Source organism: Streptomyces sp. NPDC093097, from assembly GCF_044754325.1.
Taxonomy (GTDB): domain Bacteria; phylum Actinomycetota; class Actinomycetes; order Streptomycetales; family Streptomycetaceae; genus Streptomyces.
The window spans coordinates 302904-320297 of the sequence record NZ_JBIVOW010000007.1; the positions used below are offsets into that span (position 1 = coordinate 302904).

The window sequence follows — 17394 nt, forward strand, 5'->3', positions numbered from 1 at the left end:
AGAGCTTTTAGGGGGCAGGTGTCGACGCGGTGCGTTCCCGGACGTCGTGGGTGATCCAGACGCAGGGTTCCCAGTACGCGCCGCGGTCGCGGGTGCGGTCGATGTCGAGCGGGGCGAGGCCGCCGGGGAAGACGTAGCGGCCGTCGTCGGGGAAGGCCAGGCCGGTCCAGGCCTCCCATTCGGCAACGGTGCCGGTGATCCGGGAGGACTTGGCCACCGCCGCGGAGACCGCGCCGCCCTGCCGCACCTGCGCGCGGATCCACGGGTCGAACGGGGCGCCGTCGGCCCGGGTCCAGGACGCGTACCGCTCGATGGGGGCGAGGGGGTAGCGGTCCTTCCAGGTGGGGCGGACCGGGACGATCACATGGGAGAGCCCGGCGGTACGGGCCATGTCGGCCATGTGCGCCAGGAGGCGGGCGGAGTGCCCCCGGCCCTGGTGGGCGGGGGCGATCTCGATGCCCAGGGCGCACAGGGCGTCCGGTGCCGCGCCGGAATCGTGGTCGTCGAAGGCCGCCTTGATGGAGGCGTCGAGCCCGGTGCCGAGCCCCTCGGGGGTGCCGTCCCAGGTGCGGGGCAGGGTGCGGCCGGTGCCCAGGATGGTGTCGGTGGCGGTGTCGTGGAGCAGGAACTGGTGGTCCGGGAAGTCACTGAACAGGCGCTCCCAGAAACCGGCGTTGATATCGCCGTGCAGGTTGTATTCGGGGACCACTCCGGCGAATTCCCCGTCGATCCGGTCCCACAATTCCGGGCGCTGGGAATGATGCACGAACCGAAGGGTCATACGGCGCGCTCCTGCCCGTGTGCGGCGGGCTTCTCCACTGCCCAGACGATGACCAGCGGAAGGTCCTTCCAGGCGGCCCGGGCGGCGTCCCCGATGGTCTCCTCGTAACCTCCCGGCGCCAGCCGCCCGTTGAAGGCCGGCTCATGGCATTCCCGCACGGTCAGCCCGGCGGAGTGGAAGGCGTCGAGATAGCGGCCGGGCAGGTGGACATGGTTGCGGACGAAGGCCAACTGGTCCTCGCCGTCGACGAACACGCACTGCCCCTGGACGGAGACGACGAACGGATGCAGATCGGAGACGATGATCCGGCCGCCGGGGCGCACCACCCGGGCCAGTTCGGAAATTCCGCGGGACAGGTCGGGCAGATGCGTCAGGGCCAGCGAGCAGATCGCGAGGTCAACGCTTTCGTCGTCGAGCGGAAGGTTTTCCAGGTGCCCGCAGCGGAATTCCGCAGCCGGTACCTTGTCGCCGGCCCGGGCCAGCATTTCCGGTGACTGGTCGACGCCGATGGTGCGGTGGCCGCGGGCGGCCAGCGCGGCGCTCTGGCGGCCGGTGCCGCAGGCCGCGTCCAGCGCGGTGCCCACCGGACCGCGGTCCAACAGCCCGTGCACCACCGGCTCCTCGACCTCGATGTACGCGCTGGGCAGCGAGTCGTAGCGGGCCGCCCAGGAGGCGTAGCCGGCCGCCGCGTCCAGTTCGCCGACCGCCGCCCCGCCGTCCGGGAGTGCGATCCCCTCACCCGCCACCAGGGCCCGGATCTCCTCCAGCCGGGCCTTCAGGAAATCCTCGTCGGCGTCCAGCGAGTGGCGCAGCAGCGCCATCCCCTCGATGCCCAGCATGAGTTCGCGCACCCGGAATTCCTTGTCCATGTCGTCCTGTCTCCCTTGGCCGGAAGTTCGGTTGTCGGGCCCTCGACCGCGTCCCTAACATGACGCGGATGATCGAGGGATATATGGAACGTGAGAGCGTGATAGTCGGCCGGCGTCTCGGATTTCATGTGTCGACGGACGCCGCGGAATTCCGGGTCCGTTTCTACCGATGGGGAAAGGAACTGTCGTTCATGGCGGAGACCGGCCCGTATCCGGGGGTGCCGGCCGCCGCGCCGCCGCATCCGGACGGCGTCCCGGAGCACGCCTCGCCCGCCGTGGACTGGCACTGGCCGTCGTACCACCACACCGTGCCCGAGGACTGGCCGCCGGGAATCTACCTCGCCCATTTCATCGAGGCGGAGGAGATCCGGCGCACGCCACTCCTGGACGACTCTCAAATAGAGGGATTCGGCCGGGAGTTCTTCGTCGTCCGGCCGTCCCGGCCCGGTGCGACCGGGGCCCGCATCCTCTACAAGAAATCGACCTACACCCGGCACGCCTACAACCGCGCCGACCGCGCCGACGTCCAGCGGGCCGCCAGCCTCTACGACAACCCGGTCTACCAGCAGGCCGGCCCGCAGGGCCCGCGCGGCCACCGGCTCAGCCTGCACCGGCCCGGCGGCGTGATCGACCTCGCCTACTGGGACGCGCCGTTCATCGCCTGGCTGGAACGCGGCGGCTATGAGGTCGAGTACTGCACCGACCTCGACCTCCACGAGGAGCCCGAACTGCTCGCCCCGTACCGGCTGTTGCTGAGCGTCGGCCACGACGAGTACTGGAGCGCGGCGATGCGCGGCCGGGTAGCCCGGTTCATCGCCGGCGGCGGCAACGTGGCGTTCCTGAGCGCCAACACCTGCTGGTGGCGCATCCACCCGGTGGACGGCAACACCGCGTTCGTCTCCGACACCGACCACCACGTGGGCGAGGAGTATCCGCACCTCCCGGCGACCGACCAGTGGTGGCCGGCGCCGCCCGACGGCGTCGGCGAGCCCGAGAACACCCTGACCGGCGTCAGCTTCCGCAACGGCGGGATGTGGCCCGGCGAATGGCCCGGCGACCGCCCGCGCGAGGGGTACCGGGTCCAGCACGCCGACCACTGGGTGTACGAGGGCACCGGGCTGCGGGACGGCACGGGCGGTGGGCCGGCCGACGCCCTGGGGGCCGGGACGCCGCTGATCGGCTACGAGTGCGATGGCGCGGCCTTCGCCCGGGACGCCGACGGCGTGGCGTACGCCACCGGCGCGGACGGTACGCCCGAGTCCTTCCTCATCCTGGGGATCTACCTCCTCGATCCGGTGCACGACGACTTCCACCATCTGAAATGGGGGCACTGGAACTGCCCGGCGCGCGAAGCGGCGCTCACCGGTCCGCGCGCCGCCACCATGGGGCTCTACACCGCCGGCGGCACGGTGTTCACGGCCGGGACGACCGACTGGCCGGTGGTCTGCGGCCGGGAGCTCGATGCCGGCGTCGTCCGGGTGACCCGCAACGTCCTGGACCGGCTCTCCGCCCCCGGCCCGGTCACAGCAGACCACTGAGCGCGGCCAGCGAGGGGATGCGCGCGGCCCCGTCCGGCAGCGGCGGGGCCGCGCCCGCCACCGCCCGGTCCGGACGCCACAGGTGCACCGCGCGGATCCCGCAGGCCAGCGGCCCCGCGACGTCCGCCGCCCACATGTCGCCGACGAACAGGGCCTGTTCGGGACGGAGCCCGCAGCGCGCCAGCACCGTCCGGTAGATGAGCGGGTGCGGTTTGCGGGCGCCGGCCCGGGCCGAGGTGACCGCCACGTCCACCAGCCCGGCCAGCCCCACGTCCTCCAGGGCGCGGTCCAGATCCCAGTACCAGTTGGAGCAGACCGCCACCGTCAGACCGCGGGCGCGCAGCCCGGCCAGCGCGGCCGGCACCTCGTCGAAGAGGGCCAGGCGCAGGTCCTTCATGGCCCGGTCGATCTCCGCGGCCAGCGGGCCGGCCACCGGCTCGGGGACGCCGCAGGACAGCGCGCGGCGCCGCAACCGGTCCAACTCCCAGGCATGGTAGGCCCGTTCGCTGACGGAGTGTGCGGTGTGCTCCTCGCCGTCCCGGGGGCCGACCGACCACTGGTCGCCCCATGCGTCGGCGGCCTCGGCCAGGCCCCGGCGGAGGAAGAGCGACCGGTGACTGGGCGGCAGCGGCTCGACCAGCCGCACCAGCGTGCCGTAGAAGTCGAGGATCACGCCCCGGACGGCGGTCCGGCCGGGCGGCGACGGGGCCGGCACCGGGCTCAGTACCGTCCGTGGCGGTGCGGGAAGTAGTCCTCCAGCTCCCCTTCCCGTTCGATGTCGAACGTGGCGCAGTGCAGTCCGCCGCCGAACGGGCCGACCGCGCGGAACGGCACCGGCACGATCTCGAAGCCGTAGCCGGACAGCTGGTCCGCGAGCGCCACCTCCTTCTCCTCGATGCACAGGGTGTTGCGGTCGAGGTTGAGCATGTTGCCGGCCAGCCACGGGCTGCAGTACGACAGCTTCGGCGGATGGTCCCAACTGGCGGGCTGCACCGCCTCGACGATCTCCCAGTCGTTGCGCCGGAAGAACTCCATCAGCTCCGCGTCGGCGAGCCGCTCACCGCAGTGCAGCACCAGTCCCGGGCGCAGCGGCACCCAGGTGGCGTCGATGTGCAGGGGGTGGGTGTTGGTCGAGGTCACCGCGTGCACCCGGTGGTCGGGGAAGTGGCGCTTGAGCCACTGGTAGCCGCTGCGGTTGGTGACGAACGACAGCTGGACGAAGAGGTCCTTGCCGAAGCGCGCGATGTCGGCCGCGTCGAACAGCGGCTCCTCCTCGGTCAGCACCAGGTCGTAGTCGCGCACCCGGGCCAACTGCACGTCGGTGGGCAGGGTGTTGTAGGTGTCCCAGAACCCCGGCGTGTAGGAGGCGTCGGTCAGCCGGGGCTTGGGCGCGGCCTCCCAGCGCATGCGCGGGTCGGCCTTGAAGAGCTCCTGGAGGAGCGGCCGGTAGCAGAGGTACTCGAACCAGCGGCTGCGGTACGACATGGTGGCTTCGAGGATCTCGTTGCCGACGGTGAGCAGCAGATCGCGCGGCGGCATGCAGCCGGACATGGTCTCCTGGGTCCAGTCCGGGGTGCTGACGCGCTGGTCGAAGTCGACCGGCGTGGGGCGGTCGACGCGGATTCCGCGCCGCCGCAACAGCGCGGCGAAGTTGTCCAGTTGCTCGTTGGCCTCGGCGGTCATCTCCGCCGGCATCGGGCCGTGGCTGCCGAGCGGAAATCCGTCATCGGGGAAGTCCCGCCGGATCGCGGGCTCGGGGGCCTGAACCACCGTGTTGTCGGCACGTCCCACGACGACGTGCCGCAGCGGGTCCCAGCCGTTCCAGGAGTTGACCTTCACCGGGCGGGTGGCCTGATCTGCGGCCGTCGTGCCGTACTCAGTCACGTGCAAACCCTTCGATAGGGGACGTGGGAGACACCCGAGCAAAACTGAGGCAGCGGGGGCGGCACCGTCAAGAGCCGATCATTCGCGCGGCGCGCCTTTTGCGTCAATCCGATGCGGGATTTTCCGCTGCCGACTCAAGATCGGAATATGGCCCGGCCTGCCGGGCGGTCGTCCCCGCATTCTTGGCCAGACCACTTCCGGCCGCTGGATTTTCTGGCCGGAAAGGACTCTCGGGGTGAGAGGCGAGATCCCCGGGGTAGATACAGCCGGTTCCGACAACCCGACGGAGGAGATCATGGCCGAACGTATCTCCCGAATAGCGGCGGGCCTGGGGGCGATAGCCGTGCTGGGCGCGGTGGCCGGCTGCGGGGGCGGCAAACCCGTCGCCGCCGGGGACCGGACGGGCGAACTCACGGTCTGGCTGACCGTGGACGCCCAGGAGAGCTGGCCGGATCTGGTGTCCGAGGTCAACGCCCGCTTCCGGAAGAGCCATCCGAAGATCAAGGTCACCGTGCAGTACCAGCAGTGGACCACCAAGAACCAGAAGCTCGACGCCGCGCTGGCCGGGCGGAAAGTCCCCGACGTGGTCGAGATGGGCAACAGCGAGACCACCAATTACCTCGTCAACGGGGCCTTCAGCACCGTAAATCCGGCGAAATTCGACCATTCCGCGGAATGGCTCCCGGCGCTTCGCGACGCCTGCCAGGACGGCGGGAAGACCTACTGCGTGCCGTATTACGTGGGTGCCCGGGTGGGGATCTACCGCACCGATCTCCTCGCCCAGGTCGGCGTGCACCAGGCCCCGCGCAGCTATCCGGAACTCCGTGCCGATCTCGACAAGCTCAAGGCGAAGTTCGGCACCGCCGACAAGAATTTCTCCGCCTTCTACATGCCCGGCCGCTACTGGAACGCGGCGATGGCCTACGTCAAGGACGCCGGCGGCGACATCGCGCGGCGCACGGGCGGCCGCTGGCACGGCACCCTCTCCTCCGCCCGCTCCGTCACCGGGCTCACGCAGTGGAAGGAACTCCTCGACGCCTACTACACCGGCGACCGCTCCAAGGACAACGGCGACGAACCGGCGGTCGTCGGCCAGGGCAAGGTCGGGATGTTCTACGGCAACACCTGGGAGGCCAAGGCCGCGACGGACAGCAGGTCCGGCGGCGACCCCGCGCTGCGCGGGAAGTTCGGCACGTTCGCCTTCCCCGGCCCGTCGGGCAGACTGCTGCCGCCGTTCCTGGGCGGCTCCACCCTGGCCATCCCCGCCAAGTCCGGCAACCAGGACCTGGCCCAGGACTGGATCAGGCTGTTCACCGACCGCACCTCGCAGCGCCGGCTGATCGCCGTCGACACCCTGCCCAACAACACCGCCCAGCTCAAGGAGGTGGCCGCCGGCGGCATCAACGGACCCGCCGCCAAGGCCGCCGAACGCGGCTGGGTGACCCCGTTGGCCCCCGGCTGGGGAGCCGTCGAGAAATCCAACGTCCTGCCGGAGATGTTGCAGGACATCGCGACCGGGAAGCAGTCGGTGGCCGACGCCGCACGGGCCGCGGACCGCCGCATCGACGCCGTGATCAACGAGCACTGACCGCCGTGCCGACCCTGGACCTGCCGGGTCCGCCCGGCCCCACCCGCCCACCGCGGCACGGCCGGGCGGCCCCAGCCCCCCGCGCCCGGCACACCGTCCGCCGGCGGTTGCTGCCGTACCTGCTGATCGCCCCGACGGTGCTCGCCCTCGCCGCGGTCCTCGGCTACCCGCTCGTCGACCTGGTGGTGCTGTCCTTCCAGGGCATGACCCGCCGCGAGCTGTTCTCCGGGGCCGCGCCGCCCTGGGCCGGGCTCACCAACTACCGCTCGATCCTCTCCGACGGCTTCTTCTGGACCGTCGTCGGCCGCACCGCCCTGTTCACCGTGGCCTGTGTGGTCGCCACCATGGTGATCTCGCTGCTGGTGGCGCTGTTGATGCGGCGGGTGGCGCCCTGGGTGCGCACCGCGATGACCGGCGTCCTGGTCGCCGTCTGGGCCATGCCCGTCATGGTCGCCGCCTCCATCTTCCGCTGGCTGTCGGACGCCGACTACGGCGTCGTCAACTGGCTCCTCGGGCTGCTGCCGGGACTGGACTTCAGCAAGCACAACTGGTTCGAGAACCCCTGGCAGGGCTTCACCGTGATCACCGGCGTGGTGGTGTGGGGCGCCGTCCCCTTCGCCGCCCTCACCCTCCACGCCGCCCTCAGCCAGGTCCCCGCGGAGCTGGAGGAGGCGGCGCTGGTCGACGGCGCCCGCCCCCGCCAGCTGTTCCGGCACGTCACCTGGCCGGTGATCAAACCGACCGCCGTCCTGGTCACCTCGCTCAGCGCCATCTGGGACTTCGGCGTCTTCAACCAGATCTGGCTGATGCGCGGCGGCCAACCCGAGAAGGAGTACTACCTGCTCGGCGTCTACTCGTTCATCGAGTCCTTCGCCGTCAACCGCTACAGCGCCGGCGCCGCCATCGCCGTCCTCACCGTCCTGATGCTGCTGGTCGGCGCCGTCGTCTACGTCCGCCAACTCCTCCACCTGGGAGCGGCGCAGTGACCAAAGGCCCTGCTGCCGGGAACCCGCGCCGCCGGCGCCGCGCGGCGGCCAACGCCGTCGGGTTGGCCTTCAGCGCGCTGATGGCCTTCCCGCTCTACTGGATGCTGCTGACCGCCTTCCGCCCGGCCACCGAGATCCACGCCGACCCGCCGCACTTCTGGCCCGACCACCTGACGCTGGAGCACTTCCGCCGCGCCCTGGGCACCCCGACCTTCTGGGACAACGTCCGCGCCAGCGTGCTGATCGGCGTCGGCACCGTGCTGGTCTCCCTGCTCGTCGGAACCCTCGCGGCCTTCGCCCTCGCCCGTTTCTCCTTCGCCGGCCGCAAGGCCCTGGTCCTGGTCATCCTCGGCGTCCAGATGATCCCGCTGGCCGGCCTGATCATCCCCGTGTACCTGCTGCTCAGCGACGCCGGACTCACCGACAGCCTGACCGGGGTCGTCCTCACCTACCTCGTCTTCACCCTGCCGTTCACGGTCTGGCTGCTGCGCGGCTTCATCGCCGCCGTCCCCGTGGAGTTGGAGGAGGCCGCGATGACCGACGGCTGCACCCGGCTGGGCGCCTTCCGCCGGGTCGTCCTGCCGCTGCTCGCCCCCGGACTGGTGGCGACCTCCATCTACGCGCTGGTCCAGGCGTGGAACGAGTACGTCCTGGCCTACGTCCTGCTGTCCAGCAACGACAAGCAGACCCTCAGCATCTGGCTGATGTCCTTCCAGACCAGCTTCGGCACCGACTACGGGGGCCTGATGGCCGGCGCCACGCTCACCGCGCTCCCGGTGGCGGTCTTCTTCGCCCTCGTCCAACGGCGGATCGCCGCGGGCCTGACCACCGGCGCGGTCAAGGGATGAGCCGCCGAAGACGGCCCGGCGGCCTCCCCTGAGCGGTGCGGAAGCCAACTACCGCCCGGCCGGCACCCGTTCACCGCTCCCACCCCTGCCACGGGCATGCCGCCCCAGAGCCATGTCGCACGCGCACGACCGGCGGACGTGACGCGCCGCCGGGAGACCGCACCTTTCGACCCCGCAGGAGAACCCGTGACGTACGACCGTCTCGACCTGGTGTCCAAGCTGTACCAGCCGTCCGGCTGGCCCCGGATCCTCGAAGCCGCCACCGGCACCCGCTCCAGCGGCCCCCTGGTCGTGGACCTGGACCCGACGACCTTCTGCGACCTGGCCTGCCCCGAGTGCATCAGCGGAAAGCTGCTCAACCAGGGCCGCTTCACCCCCGAGCGGCTCGCCGAACTGGCCCGCGAACTCGTGGAGATGGACGTCCGGGCGGTGGTCCTCATAGGCGGCGGGGAACCCCTCGCCCACCGGGGCACCCGCCGGGTGCTGCGCACCCTCGGGGAGGCCGGCATCGCCATCGGCGTGGTCACCAACGGCACCCTGATCAAGCAGAACCTGGCCGAACTCGCCGCTTACGCCTCCTGGATACGGGTCTCCGTGGACGCCGGCACCAGCGAGACGTACCGGCGCTTCCGCCCCGACCGCAAGGGCCGCAGCGTCTTCGACAAGGTCATCGGCAACATGCGGCTGCTGGCCGAGGCCAAGCGCGGCGCCCTGGGCTACTCGTTCCTGGTCATGACCCGCCAGGAGCCGGACGGCACCGTCGTCAGCAACCACCACGAGGTCCTCCAGGCCGCCGAACTCGCCCACGACATCGGCTGCGACTACTTCGAGACCAAGGCGATGTTCGACGACGGGCACCACGTCATCCAGGTCCCGGACGAACTCCTCGCCTCCGTGGAGGAGCAGCTCGCCAAGGCCGCCGTCCTGGCCGGCGACGGCTTCGAGGTCGTCAACTCCTCGACGCTGACGTCCCTGCGCAACCGCGTCGGCCCCGTCCAGGAGAAGGACTACCACCGCTGCCGGGTCGCCGAGCTGCGGACCCTGGTGACCCCGTCGGGGGTGTACGTCTGCTCCTACCACCGGGGCAACGCCGGGGCCCGGATCGGCGACGCGGTGACCGAGTCGCTCCCCGACATCTGGCGCACCTCCGACCGCGGCATCGTGGACCCGAGCCGGGACTGCCGCTTCCACTGCGCCCGCCACCGCTCCAACCTCGAACTCGACAGCATCGGGGCCGGAACGGCGGCGGGAACGGTGGCCGCGCCGGAACCCGGCACGGACTACGACCCGTTCATCTAGTGCCGCGGCACTAGGGCGCGCCTACGGGGCCGGCGCCGCGGCGACCTCCGGGGCGAGGCCCGCCGCGGCCCGGGCCTCGATCACCCGCACCCGGGGGTGTGCCGGGCCCAGCGCCCGCCGCAGCCGCGCCACCACCTCGGCCCGGTCGGCGGCCGGACAGACGCCGACCAGCGCCCCGCCCCCGCCGGCCCCGCTCAGCTTGAGCGGCAGCCCGACGGTCCGCAGGGCCAGCGACCGCAGCTCCTCCAGCAGCGGCGTGGACATCCGCTGGAGGTCCCGCATCGCGCTGTGCGCCTCGCTCATCGCCGCGCCGAGGGCGGCCAGATCACGGTCCCGCACGGCCTCCCACACGGCGCCGGAGGCGGCGTCGGACCGCCTCCGGTACGCGGCGAGCCGGGCGTCCCCGGCGGCGAGTTGGGCACGCACCGACCGGATGTGGTCGCTGGTGTCCTTCCGGGTACCCGAGTCCAGCACCACCACGGCCCACTCGTCGGGGAAGGCGGTCCGGTGCCGGATCTCCGGCAGGCCGGTGGTCCGGCCGTCGAGCAGGAGCAATCCGCCCGCGATGACCGCGAGGTGGTCCATGCCCCCGCCGTTGAAGATCGCGAACTCGAACTCGTACGCCCACTGGGCCAGCGTCCGCGCGGGGACGGGCCACTCCCCGCCGTCCCCGCCGGCCGGCAGCGCGGCCTGGGTGAACGCCCGGAACAGCGCCACGATCAGCGCCGTCGACGACGACAGGCCGCTGGCCGCCGGAGCCTGACTGCGCGCCGTCACGGCCGGCGGGCGCGGGCCCAGCCCCGGCAGCCGGCGGCGCAGGAACGCCCACACCTCGTCCGCCCAGGACCCGGCCCCGCCGCCGGCCGGCACCGCGGCACCCAGGGGGCCGACGACGACCGAGGTCGGCAGGTCCAGGGCCAGGCTCACCGACCTACCGCCCAGCCAGTCCAGGTCCTCCCCGGACAGACAGGCCCGGCACGGCACCACCGCACGCCCCACGGCCGGCACGATGCCGTGCACCGATGCCGCCCCTTCCTCCGCTTCCGTCACTCTCGTCCCTCCACTCATCGGGCCTGGAACCTTCCGGTCGGGCTGAACTCCCGGAACCTCTCCAGGACCACAGCGGTGGGCGGATGCAGCGCTCGGGGCGGATCCCCGAGCGCCCGGAACCGCGCGCGGACCACCTCGTCCCGGCCCGGGGAGAGCTCCCCGGACCAGCGGCGGGCCACGAAACACAGCGCGAAGCGGTGGGTGGCGTCCCCGTTGGGACAGGTCATGTCGCGGGCTGCTCGGACAGCCAACTCGGCAGCGCCCGCGGGGTGTTCGAGAGCCAGCGCACATACCGATCGACACCCGCCCGCACATCGATCCGCGGTGCCCAGCGCAGCAGTTCGCGGCACTGCTCGGTGGCCGCGTAGCCGCCGAGCGGGTCCCCTTCCGGCAGGGGAGTGGTGCGGAACTCCGCCCGCGGGAAGTGGCGGGCGATCAGCTCCCCGACCGCGCGGACCGAAGTGGGCACACCGGTACCGACGTTGACGGTCGCCCCGGCCATCCCCTCCTCCACCAGCGCGAGCGCGGTGGCCGCCGCCACGTCCTCGACGTGGACGAGGTCGCGCACCTGCACCCCGCCGCCGTTGAGCCGCATCGGGCGGCCCAGCCGAGCCTGCATGGACAGCCATGCGACCATCCACGAGTGGCTGCCCGGCTTGGGCACCTGCGGATCGCCGTAGACGGAGAAGTACCGCAGCACGGCGTACTCCGGGGTCTGCGGGCCGCTCAGCAGCAACCGGGTCTGATGCTCCGCCCAGAGCTTGGAGTTGGCGTACACCGACACCGGGAGCAGCCGCTGGTCCTCGTGGAACACCTGCGGGCCCTGCACGGCCGGGTCGCCGTTCCCGTACACCGCCGCCGACGACACCAGTACCAGCCGGCGCACGTCGGAGGCCGCGACCTCCTCCAACACCACCTGGGTGCCCTCGACGTTCGCCCGGAAGGCGATGTCGGGCCGGCGGGTGCACGCGGCCACATCGGCGTAGGCCGCGGCGTGCACCACGTAGTCGGCGCCGGCCAGCACCCGGCGCACCGCCGCGCGGTCGCAGATGTCGCCGACCACCAAGGTCGCGCCGAGGCGGTCGGCCCCGAACAGCGAGGAGTGCACATCGTCCGGATAGGCGTCCAGCCGGTCCAGCATCGTCACCTCGGCGTCCGCCTGGCGCAACAGCCGGACCAGCCGGCTGCCGACCAGTCCGGCACCGCCGGTCACCACCACCCGGGAATCCCGGAGTTTCTCCAGCCGGGCCGCCACCGATTCCTCGAAGACGCCGTGCGCCACAGTCCCCGCTCCGGCGCCGCCATTACCGCTCGTATTGCCGTTTCCCCCGACGTTCCTGTTTCCGTTCAGCGTTCCGGGCATGGATCCCTCTCTTCGCATAACGGAGCACGAGCCGGCCCTGCGTGGGCCAGCGGTCAGCATGTCCGGCGCCGATTCCGGTGGCCAGAGCGCCATTTCGGCAGTCTTGCGGGCTATACGCACACCGCCGTACTGTCCGGATTCACGTGTGCCGGATCGATCAGGTGCGGTGCAAAAGACCGACGGGCCGGAAAAGCGGCGAACCGGAGGAATTCATGACGCGTTATCGGTTGAGCGGGGCCGTGATGACCCACCCCAAACGCCGAGCGGCGGCCGAACGGCTGGCGAGCTCCGCTCCACCGGGGGCCCTGCGCGTTGTCATGGACCCGGACCCGGCCGGCAAACCGTCCGTACTGCGGACCGCGTTGTGCGCCTGGGAGGCGATCGAGGACGGCGCCACGCACCAACTCGTCGTCCAGGACGACATGATCCTCTCCGATACCTTCTTCGCCCGCGCCCGGCAGGCGATTGCGCAGATGCCGGACGCCGCTCTCGCGCTATTCGCGCTCTGGGACTCCCGGAACGGCGCCGCGGTGCGTTTTGGCGCGATGACCGGCGCGCGGTGGGTGGGCGCGGTCAATGAGTACTTTCCCTGTGTCGCCATCATTCTTCCCAGACAAGTCGCCGCCGGGTACGCCGCATTCGGCCGCCGCCACCTCGACAGCTGGCCCGACGACATCCTGATGAACCGCTACTTAAGGGCGCACGGAATCCCGGCATACGTCTCGGTGCCCAGTCTCGCCGAACACGAGGACCACGGCAGCATCTCCGGCAATGCCTTCCGCGGACCGCGCCGTTCGGTGTGCTTTCTGCCGCACGACGTTCCCGGGAACGAAGCCGCCCGCCTGACCGGCCTGCGGGTACTCCCGTTCTTCAAACAGGGCGTGGCGCAGTGCGCGGTACGCGTCGATGACGCCGGAAACGCCTACGACCCGCGCGCTCCCCGGACCTCCGGTCCCGGCCACTGGCTCCACCTCGACTGCGAGCAGTATCTGGAGGGCGTCGGCGTCCGCGTGGGAAGACACCAACCGGCCAACCTGCGAATGGCCGAAGCCACCACCCCCGAGGCGGCCCAGGGCGCCTGGCTCACCGCCTTCACGATGGGATTCGTCCACCGGAACGACGGCCTCCGCTGCGCTCCGGCCCCCGGCGCGACCAGGAACCACGCCGTTCCGGACGCCGGCCCGGACCCCGCCGTGCTGGCCGAAGCACTCGCCACCGTCGGCCCCGGAGGCATCAGTTACGTCCAGAGCGAGGAACGGATCGCGGAACAGCGGGACGCACTGGCCCGGATCACCACGGCGGGCCTGGCGGCGGGCCGCGAGGCCGCCGAGGCCCTGCGCCCGCCCCGCCGGACCGCCCGCCCCACGACGTCCGCCCCGTCCGAGACCGGCCCCGGGACAACCGCCCCGCAGCGGACCGACGCCCGGCGGACCGACGCCCACCCCGTCGCGGTGCTCGGCGCCGCAACCCCGCTCGGGGAACACCTCGTCCGCGGACTGACCGACGCCGGATTCCACGTCACCCCGCTCACCCACCGGCCGCACGACCACCCAGACCGTCCCGCCGGCGCCCTCCTCGACCTGACCCCCCTCACCCACCCGAACCCCGCACCCCCCGCCACGATCACCCTCCAAGTCCCAGGCCACCCGGCGGAGTTCACCCTCCGGCCGGGCGACCTCTACGGCCCCGGCTGCCCGCCCGAGTCGCGCATCGGACGCCTGGTCTGGGACGCCCTGCGCAGCTACCCCCTCACCCTCGACGACCCCGCCGGGACCCTGCGCCCCCTGCACACCCGCGACCTGGTCACCGCCCTGTCCGCACTGCTCCGCACACCGCCCACCGAGCCGGTGACCGGCCTGGCGGACGCCCCGATCACCACCGCCGAGGTGGCGGAGGCGGTCCGCACCGCCGTCCGCCCGGTCCCCCTGACACCACCGGCGTCACCCGCGCCCCGCACCACTCCCGACGCCCCTGCCTGGCCCGCGCCCCCACCCGGCTGGAAGCCCGCCACGGACCTCCATTACGGGCTGCACACCCACGCCCAGTGGCTCGCCTACGAAGGCATCCATCTCGCCCTGGAGGTCTGACCCCGCGGCGCCCGGCGGCCGGCCCAACTCCCCCCGGCCGCCGGCCCGGAACCCGGCGGGGCGGCCCCGACCCCGGAACCGCCCCGCCGTGCGCCCTGCACTCACCAGGGACCGGCCCCGCGGCCCCGGAGGAGACCGCCCCCTTCTCGACGAACGCCCCTTCGGCCCTCAGGCGAACGCCACCTCGGCGGTGGCGTGCCGCGCCGCACGGTGCGTGGCGATGCGCAGGGCGGCCCGCCCGTCCGAGGGCGCGCCGTCGGCCAGGAGGCGCTCGCCCGCGAACACCGGGCGCCGCAGCCGGTACGCCAGGGTGCGCACCCGGCGTTCGGGGGCGTTGCGGCGGACGACTTCCAGCATCAGCAGCACCAGCAGCGGCCCGTGCACGACGAGCCCCGGATACCCCTCCACGTCCTGGCAGTACGGCGCGTCGTAGTGGATCCGGTGGGCGTTGGCGGTCAGCGCGCTGAACCGGAACAGCAGTGTCGGATCGGGGCGCAGCGGCAGCTGCCAGGGGCCCTCGGCCGCGGGGCCGGCCGCGTCGTCGAGCGCGGTCGGGTGCTGCGGGTCGGTGCTGCGGCCCGACCGGTAGACGAAGTCCTGCTCCTCGACCAGGCACCGGCGCCCGGACTGCCGGTACTCCCGGCGCTCGGTGACGAACAGCAGCTCTCCCGTGCGGCCCCGCTTGGGCGTCACGGCGGCCAGGCTGCTGACGCATTCCGCGGGCCGGCCGAGCCGCAGCGGCTCGACGATCTCGCAGCGTCCGCCGGCGAACATCCGCTGCCGGTCCGGGACCGGCGGCAGGAAGGACGCCTCCAGCGGGTGCCCGTCGGGGCCGAGCTCCCGCTGGGCGGGCCAGCGCAGGAAGAAGAACCAGTGCCACAGCGGAGGCAGCGGATCGCCGGCCGCGGCGGCCGCCGCGGGCAGATCGAGGAGCGCGGAGGCGGCGTCGACCGGCCCGGGATGCAAGGGGTCCTGGCCGGTGACGGGTTCCGGCTGCCAGGCATCGAGGGCGGAGCCGAACGGGGACCGGGAGTTGGGCATCGTTGCGTCCTTCCATGCGGCGCGGCGGGCTGGTGTGATCAGCCGGACGGGGCGGGCCGCCGACCCGACCACCCTCCACCGATCAACGAGGAGCATGTCACCCATGAGCACTCTCGACGCACTCTCCGAGGACGAGCGGGCCATCGTCCGCACGGTGCGGGACTTCGTCGACAGGGACGTCAAGCCCGTCGTCCGCGAACTGGAACACGGCAACACCTACCCCGAGGCCCTGATCGGGCAGATGAAGCGGCTCGGCGTCTTCGGCCTGGCCGTCCCCGAGGAGTACGGCGGCACCCGCGTCTCCACCCCCTGCTACGTCCTGGTCACCGAGGAACTCGCCCGCGGCTGGATGAGCCTGGCCGGCGCGATGGGCGGCCACACCGTGGTCGCCACACTCCTGCTGCGCTTCGGCACCGAGCGGCAGCGGCGGCACTACCTGCCGCGGATGGCCACCGGCGAGATCCGCGCCACCATGGCCCTGACCGAACCGGGCGGTGGCTCCGACCTCCAGGCCATGCACACCGTCGCCCGCAAGGACGGCGCGGGCTACCTGGTCAACGGATCGAAGACCTGGATCACCAACTCCCGCCGCTCACAGCTCATCGCCCTGCTCTGCAAGACCGACCCGGACGCCGAGCCCGCGCACCGGGGCATGTCCATCCTCCTCGTCGAGCACGGCCCCGGCCTCACCGTCTCCCGGGACCTGCCCAAGCTCGGCTACAAGGGGGTGGAGAGCTGCGAGCTGTCCTTCGAGGACTACCGGGCGCCGGCCGAGGCCGTGTTGGGCGGCGCCGAGGGCAAGGGGTTCACGCAGATGATGACGGGCCTGGAGACCGGCCGGCTCCAGGTCGCCGCCCGCGCCCTCGGCGTCGGCCGGGCGGCGCTGGAGGACGCCCTCGCCTACGCCCAGGAGCGGGAGTCGTTCGGCAAGCCGATCTGGCAGCACCAGTCCATCGGCAACTACCTCGCCGACATGGCCACGTCGCTGACCGCCGCCCGTCAGCTCACCCTCTACGCGGCCCGCGAGGCCGACGCCGGCCGCCGCGTGGACATGGAGGCCGGTATGGCCAAGCTCTTCGCCTCCGAGACCGCCCTGGAGATCGCCGTCAACGCGGTGCGCATCCACGGGGGTTACGGCTACTCCACCGAGTTCGACGTGGAGCGCTACTTCCGCGACGCGCCGCTGATGATCGTGGGCGAGGGCACCAACGAGATCCAGCGCAACGTGATCGCCGGCCAGTTGGTGAAACGCGGCGGTCTGGACGCCTGAACACCCCACCGGTGGACGGAAGGTGCCGCCCTCCGCGGCGGCCAGGCCGCCGCCGGGTTCACTGCACGGGGGAGAAGTCGGTCGGCGCGAGGATCCGGTTCTCCATGCTCAGCACCAGGCCCTCGCGCTTCATCTCCGCGAGGTACGCCTGCCATTCCGGGTCGGCGTACAGCGCGGTCCGGCGGCGCTCCCGGTCGGCCTGGTCCTCGTACGCCCACAGGTGGACGACCTGGTCCAGGCGGCCCTCCACGGGGACGTACCAGCCCACGCACCGGCCCAGATGGTGCTGTTGGAGCGGGTAGCCCTTCTCGCGGTACAGCGCGACCCAGTCCGCCACCCGCGTGGGCTGGATGGTGTACACGCGATGGTCGACGATCATGAAGCCCCTCCCGGTTCGCCTGCGATGTCTCGCTCTCCACGATACATCGATGTTCGTCGATTATCGATGAAGTGGCTACACTGGCCCCATGCGCTCGCTCGATCACCCGCAACTCTCCTCGGTGACGCTCTCCGACGCCCTCGCCGCGCTGGCCGACCCGACCCGCCGGGCGATCGTGCGGGTACTGACCGACGGCCGGGAGCACCCGGCCGGCGACTTCGATCTCGGCGTCGCCCAGTCCACGTTGAGCCACCACATGAAGAAGCTCCGCCAGGGCGGCATCGCCCGCAGCCGCCCGGAGGGCACCCGTTGCTGGGTCTCGCTGCGCCCCGATTTCGACGAGCGGTTCCCCGGCCTGCTGCACACCGTGCTCAGCCTCGACACGGACGGCTGAGGCCGCGCGGGGCGCAC

The 17394-nt window shown here is 72.0% G+C and carries 17 protein-coding genes; 8 read left to right on the forward strand and 9 right to left on the reverse strand.

Annotation, left to right across the window (positions count from 1 at the left end; translation table 11 throughout):
• Positions 1–7 precede the first annotated feature (7 nt).
• A complete protein-coding gene (locus ACIQE0_RS15425) occupies positions 8–781 on the reverse strand; it encodes an N-acetyltransferase (protein ID WP_402332118.1) in 774 nt (257 codons plus the stop codon).
• Positions 778–1650, reverse strand: a complete 873-nt coding sequence (locus tag ACIQE0_RS15430) for a class I SAM-dependent methyltransferase (RefSeq protein ID WP_402332121.1) — start codon at positions 1648–1650, stop codon at positions 778–780. Before ACIQE0_RS15430 ends, ACIQE0_RS15425 begins: the two co-directional genes overlap by 4 nt.
• Positions 1651–1733: 83 nt before the next feature.
• Between ACIQE0_RS15430 and ACIQE0_RS15435 the strand changes: the two genes are divergently transcribed.
• On the forward strand, positions 1734–3188 hold the full coding sequence (locus ACIQE0_RS15435; protein ID WP_402332291.1) for a N,N-dimethylformamidase beta subunit family domain-containing protein: 1455 nt from the start codon (positions 1734–1736) through the stop codon (positions 3186–3188).
• Here ACIQE0_RS15435 and ACIQE0_RS15440 read toward each other — a convergent pair.
• Both ACIQE0_RS15440 and ACIQE0_RS15445 read right to left on the reverse strand, forming a co-directional pair.
• Positions 3172–3903, reverse strand: a complete 732-nt coding sequence (locus tag ACIQE0_RS15440; protein ID WP_402332124.1) for an HAD family hydrolase — start codon at positions 3901–3903, stop codon at positions 3172–3174. The genes ACIQE0_RS15435 and ACIQE0_RS15440 overlap by 17 nt on opposite strands.
• 5 nt (positions 3904–3908) lie before the next feature.
• Positions 3909–5072 carry a serine/threonine protein kinase gene (locus ACIQE0_RS15445; RefSeq protein ID WP_402332127.1) on the reverse strand — a complete coding sequence of 388 codons (1164 nt, stop codon included), beginning with the start codon at positions 5070–5072 and terminating at the stop codon, positions 3909–3911.
• Positions 5073–5367: 295 nt separating this feature from the next.
• On the opposite strand from ACIQE0_RS15445, the gene ACIQE0_RS15450 reads away from it, so the two are divergent.
• The 4 genes from ACIQE0_RS15450 to ACIQE0_RS15465 all read left to right on the forward strand — a co-directional run bounded on the left by ACIQE0_RS15450 (position 5368) and on the right by ACIQE0_RS15465 (position 9793).
• Complete coding sequence (locus ACIQE0_RS15450; protein WP_402332129.1) at positions 5368–6660, forward strand: extracellular solute-binding protein; 1293 nt, start codon at positions 5368–5370, stop codon at positions 6658–6660.
• Positions 6661–6665: 5 nt separating this feature from the next.
• A complete protein-coding gene (locus tag ACIQE0_RS15455; protein WP_402332132.1) occupies positions 6666–7646 on the forward strand; it encodes a carbohydrate ABC transporter permease in 981 nt (326 codons plus the stop codon).
• Complete coding sequence (locus ACIQE0_RS15460) at positions 7643–8494, forward strand: carbohydrate ABC transporter permease (RefSeq protein WP_402332135.1); 852 nt, start codon at positions 7643–7645, stop codon at positions 8492–8494. The genes ACIQE0_RS15455 and ACIQE0_RS15460 overlap by 4 nt, the downstream gene beginning before the upstream one ends.
• Positions 8495–8680: 186 nt before the next feature.
• Positions 8681–9793, forward strand: a complete 1113-nt coding sequence (locus tag ACIQE0_RS15465) for a radical SAM protein (RefSeq protein WP_402332138.1) — start codon at positions 8681–8683, stop codon at positions 9791–9793.
• A gap of 21 nt (positions 9794–9814) precedes the next feature.
• Here ACIQE0_RS15465 and ACIQE0_RS15470 read toward each other — a convergent pair whose 3' ends face one another.
• Genes ACIQE0_RS15470 through ACIQE0_RS15480 form a run of 3 tightly spaced genes read right to left on the reverse strand, consistent with a single transcriptional unit; the run spans position 9815 to position 12125 of the window.
• Complete coding sequence (locus ACIQE0_RS15470) at positions 9815–10843, reverse strand: mevalonate kinase (protein WP_402332141.1); 1029 nt, start codon at positions 10841–10843, stop codon at positions 9815–9817.
• Positions 10844–10857: 14 nt separating this feature from the next.
• Positions 10858–11070 (reverse strand): hypothetical protein, encoded by a 213-nt coding sequence (locus ACIQE0_RS15475; RefSeq protein WP_402332144.1) that lies wholly within the window; start codon positions 11068–11070, stop codon positions 10858–10860.
• The gene (locus tag ACIQE0_RS15480; protein WP_402332147.1) at positions 11067–12125 is read right to left on the reverse strand and encodes an NAD-dependent epimerase/dehydratase family protein; all 1059 of its coding nucleotides are present in this window, start codon (positions 12123–12125) and stop codon (positions 11067–11069) included. Before ACIQE0_RS15480 ends, ACIQE0_RS15475 begins: the two co-directional genes overlap by 4 nt.
• 293 nt (positions 12126–12418) lie before the next feature.
• Here ACIQE0_RS15480 and ACIQE0_RS15485 point away from each other — a divergent pair, with 293 nt between their 5' ends.
• A complete protein-coding gene (locus ACIQE0_RS15485) occupies positions 12419–14293 on the forward strand; it encodes a hypothetical protein (RefSeq protein ID WP_402332149.1) in 1875 nt (624 codons plus the stop codon).
• 168 nt (positions 14294–14461) lie between these two features.
• On the opposite strand, the gene ACIQE0_RS15490 is transcribed toward ACIQE0_RS15485, so the two are convergent.
• Entirely contained in the window at positions 14462–15334 is an 873-nt protein-coding gene (locus ACIQE0_RS15490) for a hypothetical protein (protein WP_402332152.1), read from the reverse strand.
• Positions 15335–15437: 103 nt separating this feature from the next.
• Between ACIQE0_RS15490 and ACIQE0_RS15495 the strand changes: the two genes are divergently transcribed.
• Complete coding sequence (locus ACIQE0_RS15495; RefSeq protein ID WP_402332155.1) at positions 15438–16604, forward strand: acyl-CoA dehydrogenase family protein; 1167 nt, start codon at positions 15438–15440, stop codon at positions 16602–16604.
• A 58-nt stretch (positions 16605–16662) separates the two neighbouring features.
• Here ACIQE0_RS15495 and ACIQE0_RS15500 read toward each other — a convergent pair whose 3' ends face one another.
• The gene (locus tag ACIQE0_RS15500) at positions 16663–16983 is read right to left on the reverse strand and encodes an NIPSNAP family protein (RefSeq protein WP_366328713.1); all 321 of its coding nucleotides are present in this window, start codon (positions 16981–16983) and stop codon (positions 16663–16665) included.
• Between the two features lie 88 nt (positions 16984–17071).
• Between ACIQE0_RS15500 and ACIQE0_RS15505 the strand changes: the two genes are divergently transcribed.
• Positions 17072–17377 carry a metalloregulator ArsR/SmtB family transcription factor gene (locus ACIQE0_RS15505; protein ID WP_366328711.1) on the forward strand — a complete coding sequence of 102 codons (306 nt, stop codon included), beginning with the start codon at positions 17072–17074 and terminating at the stop codon, positions 17375–17377.
• The last annotated feature ends 17 nt before the right edge of the window (positions 17378–17394 follow it).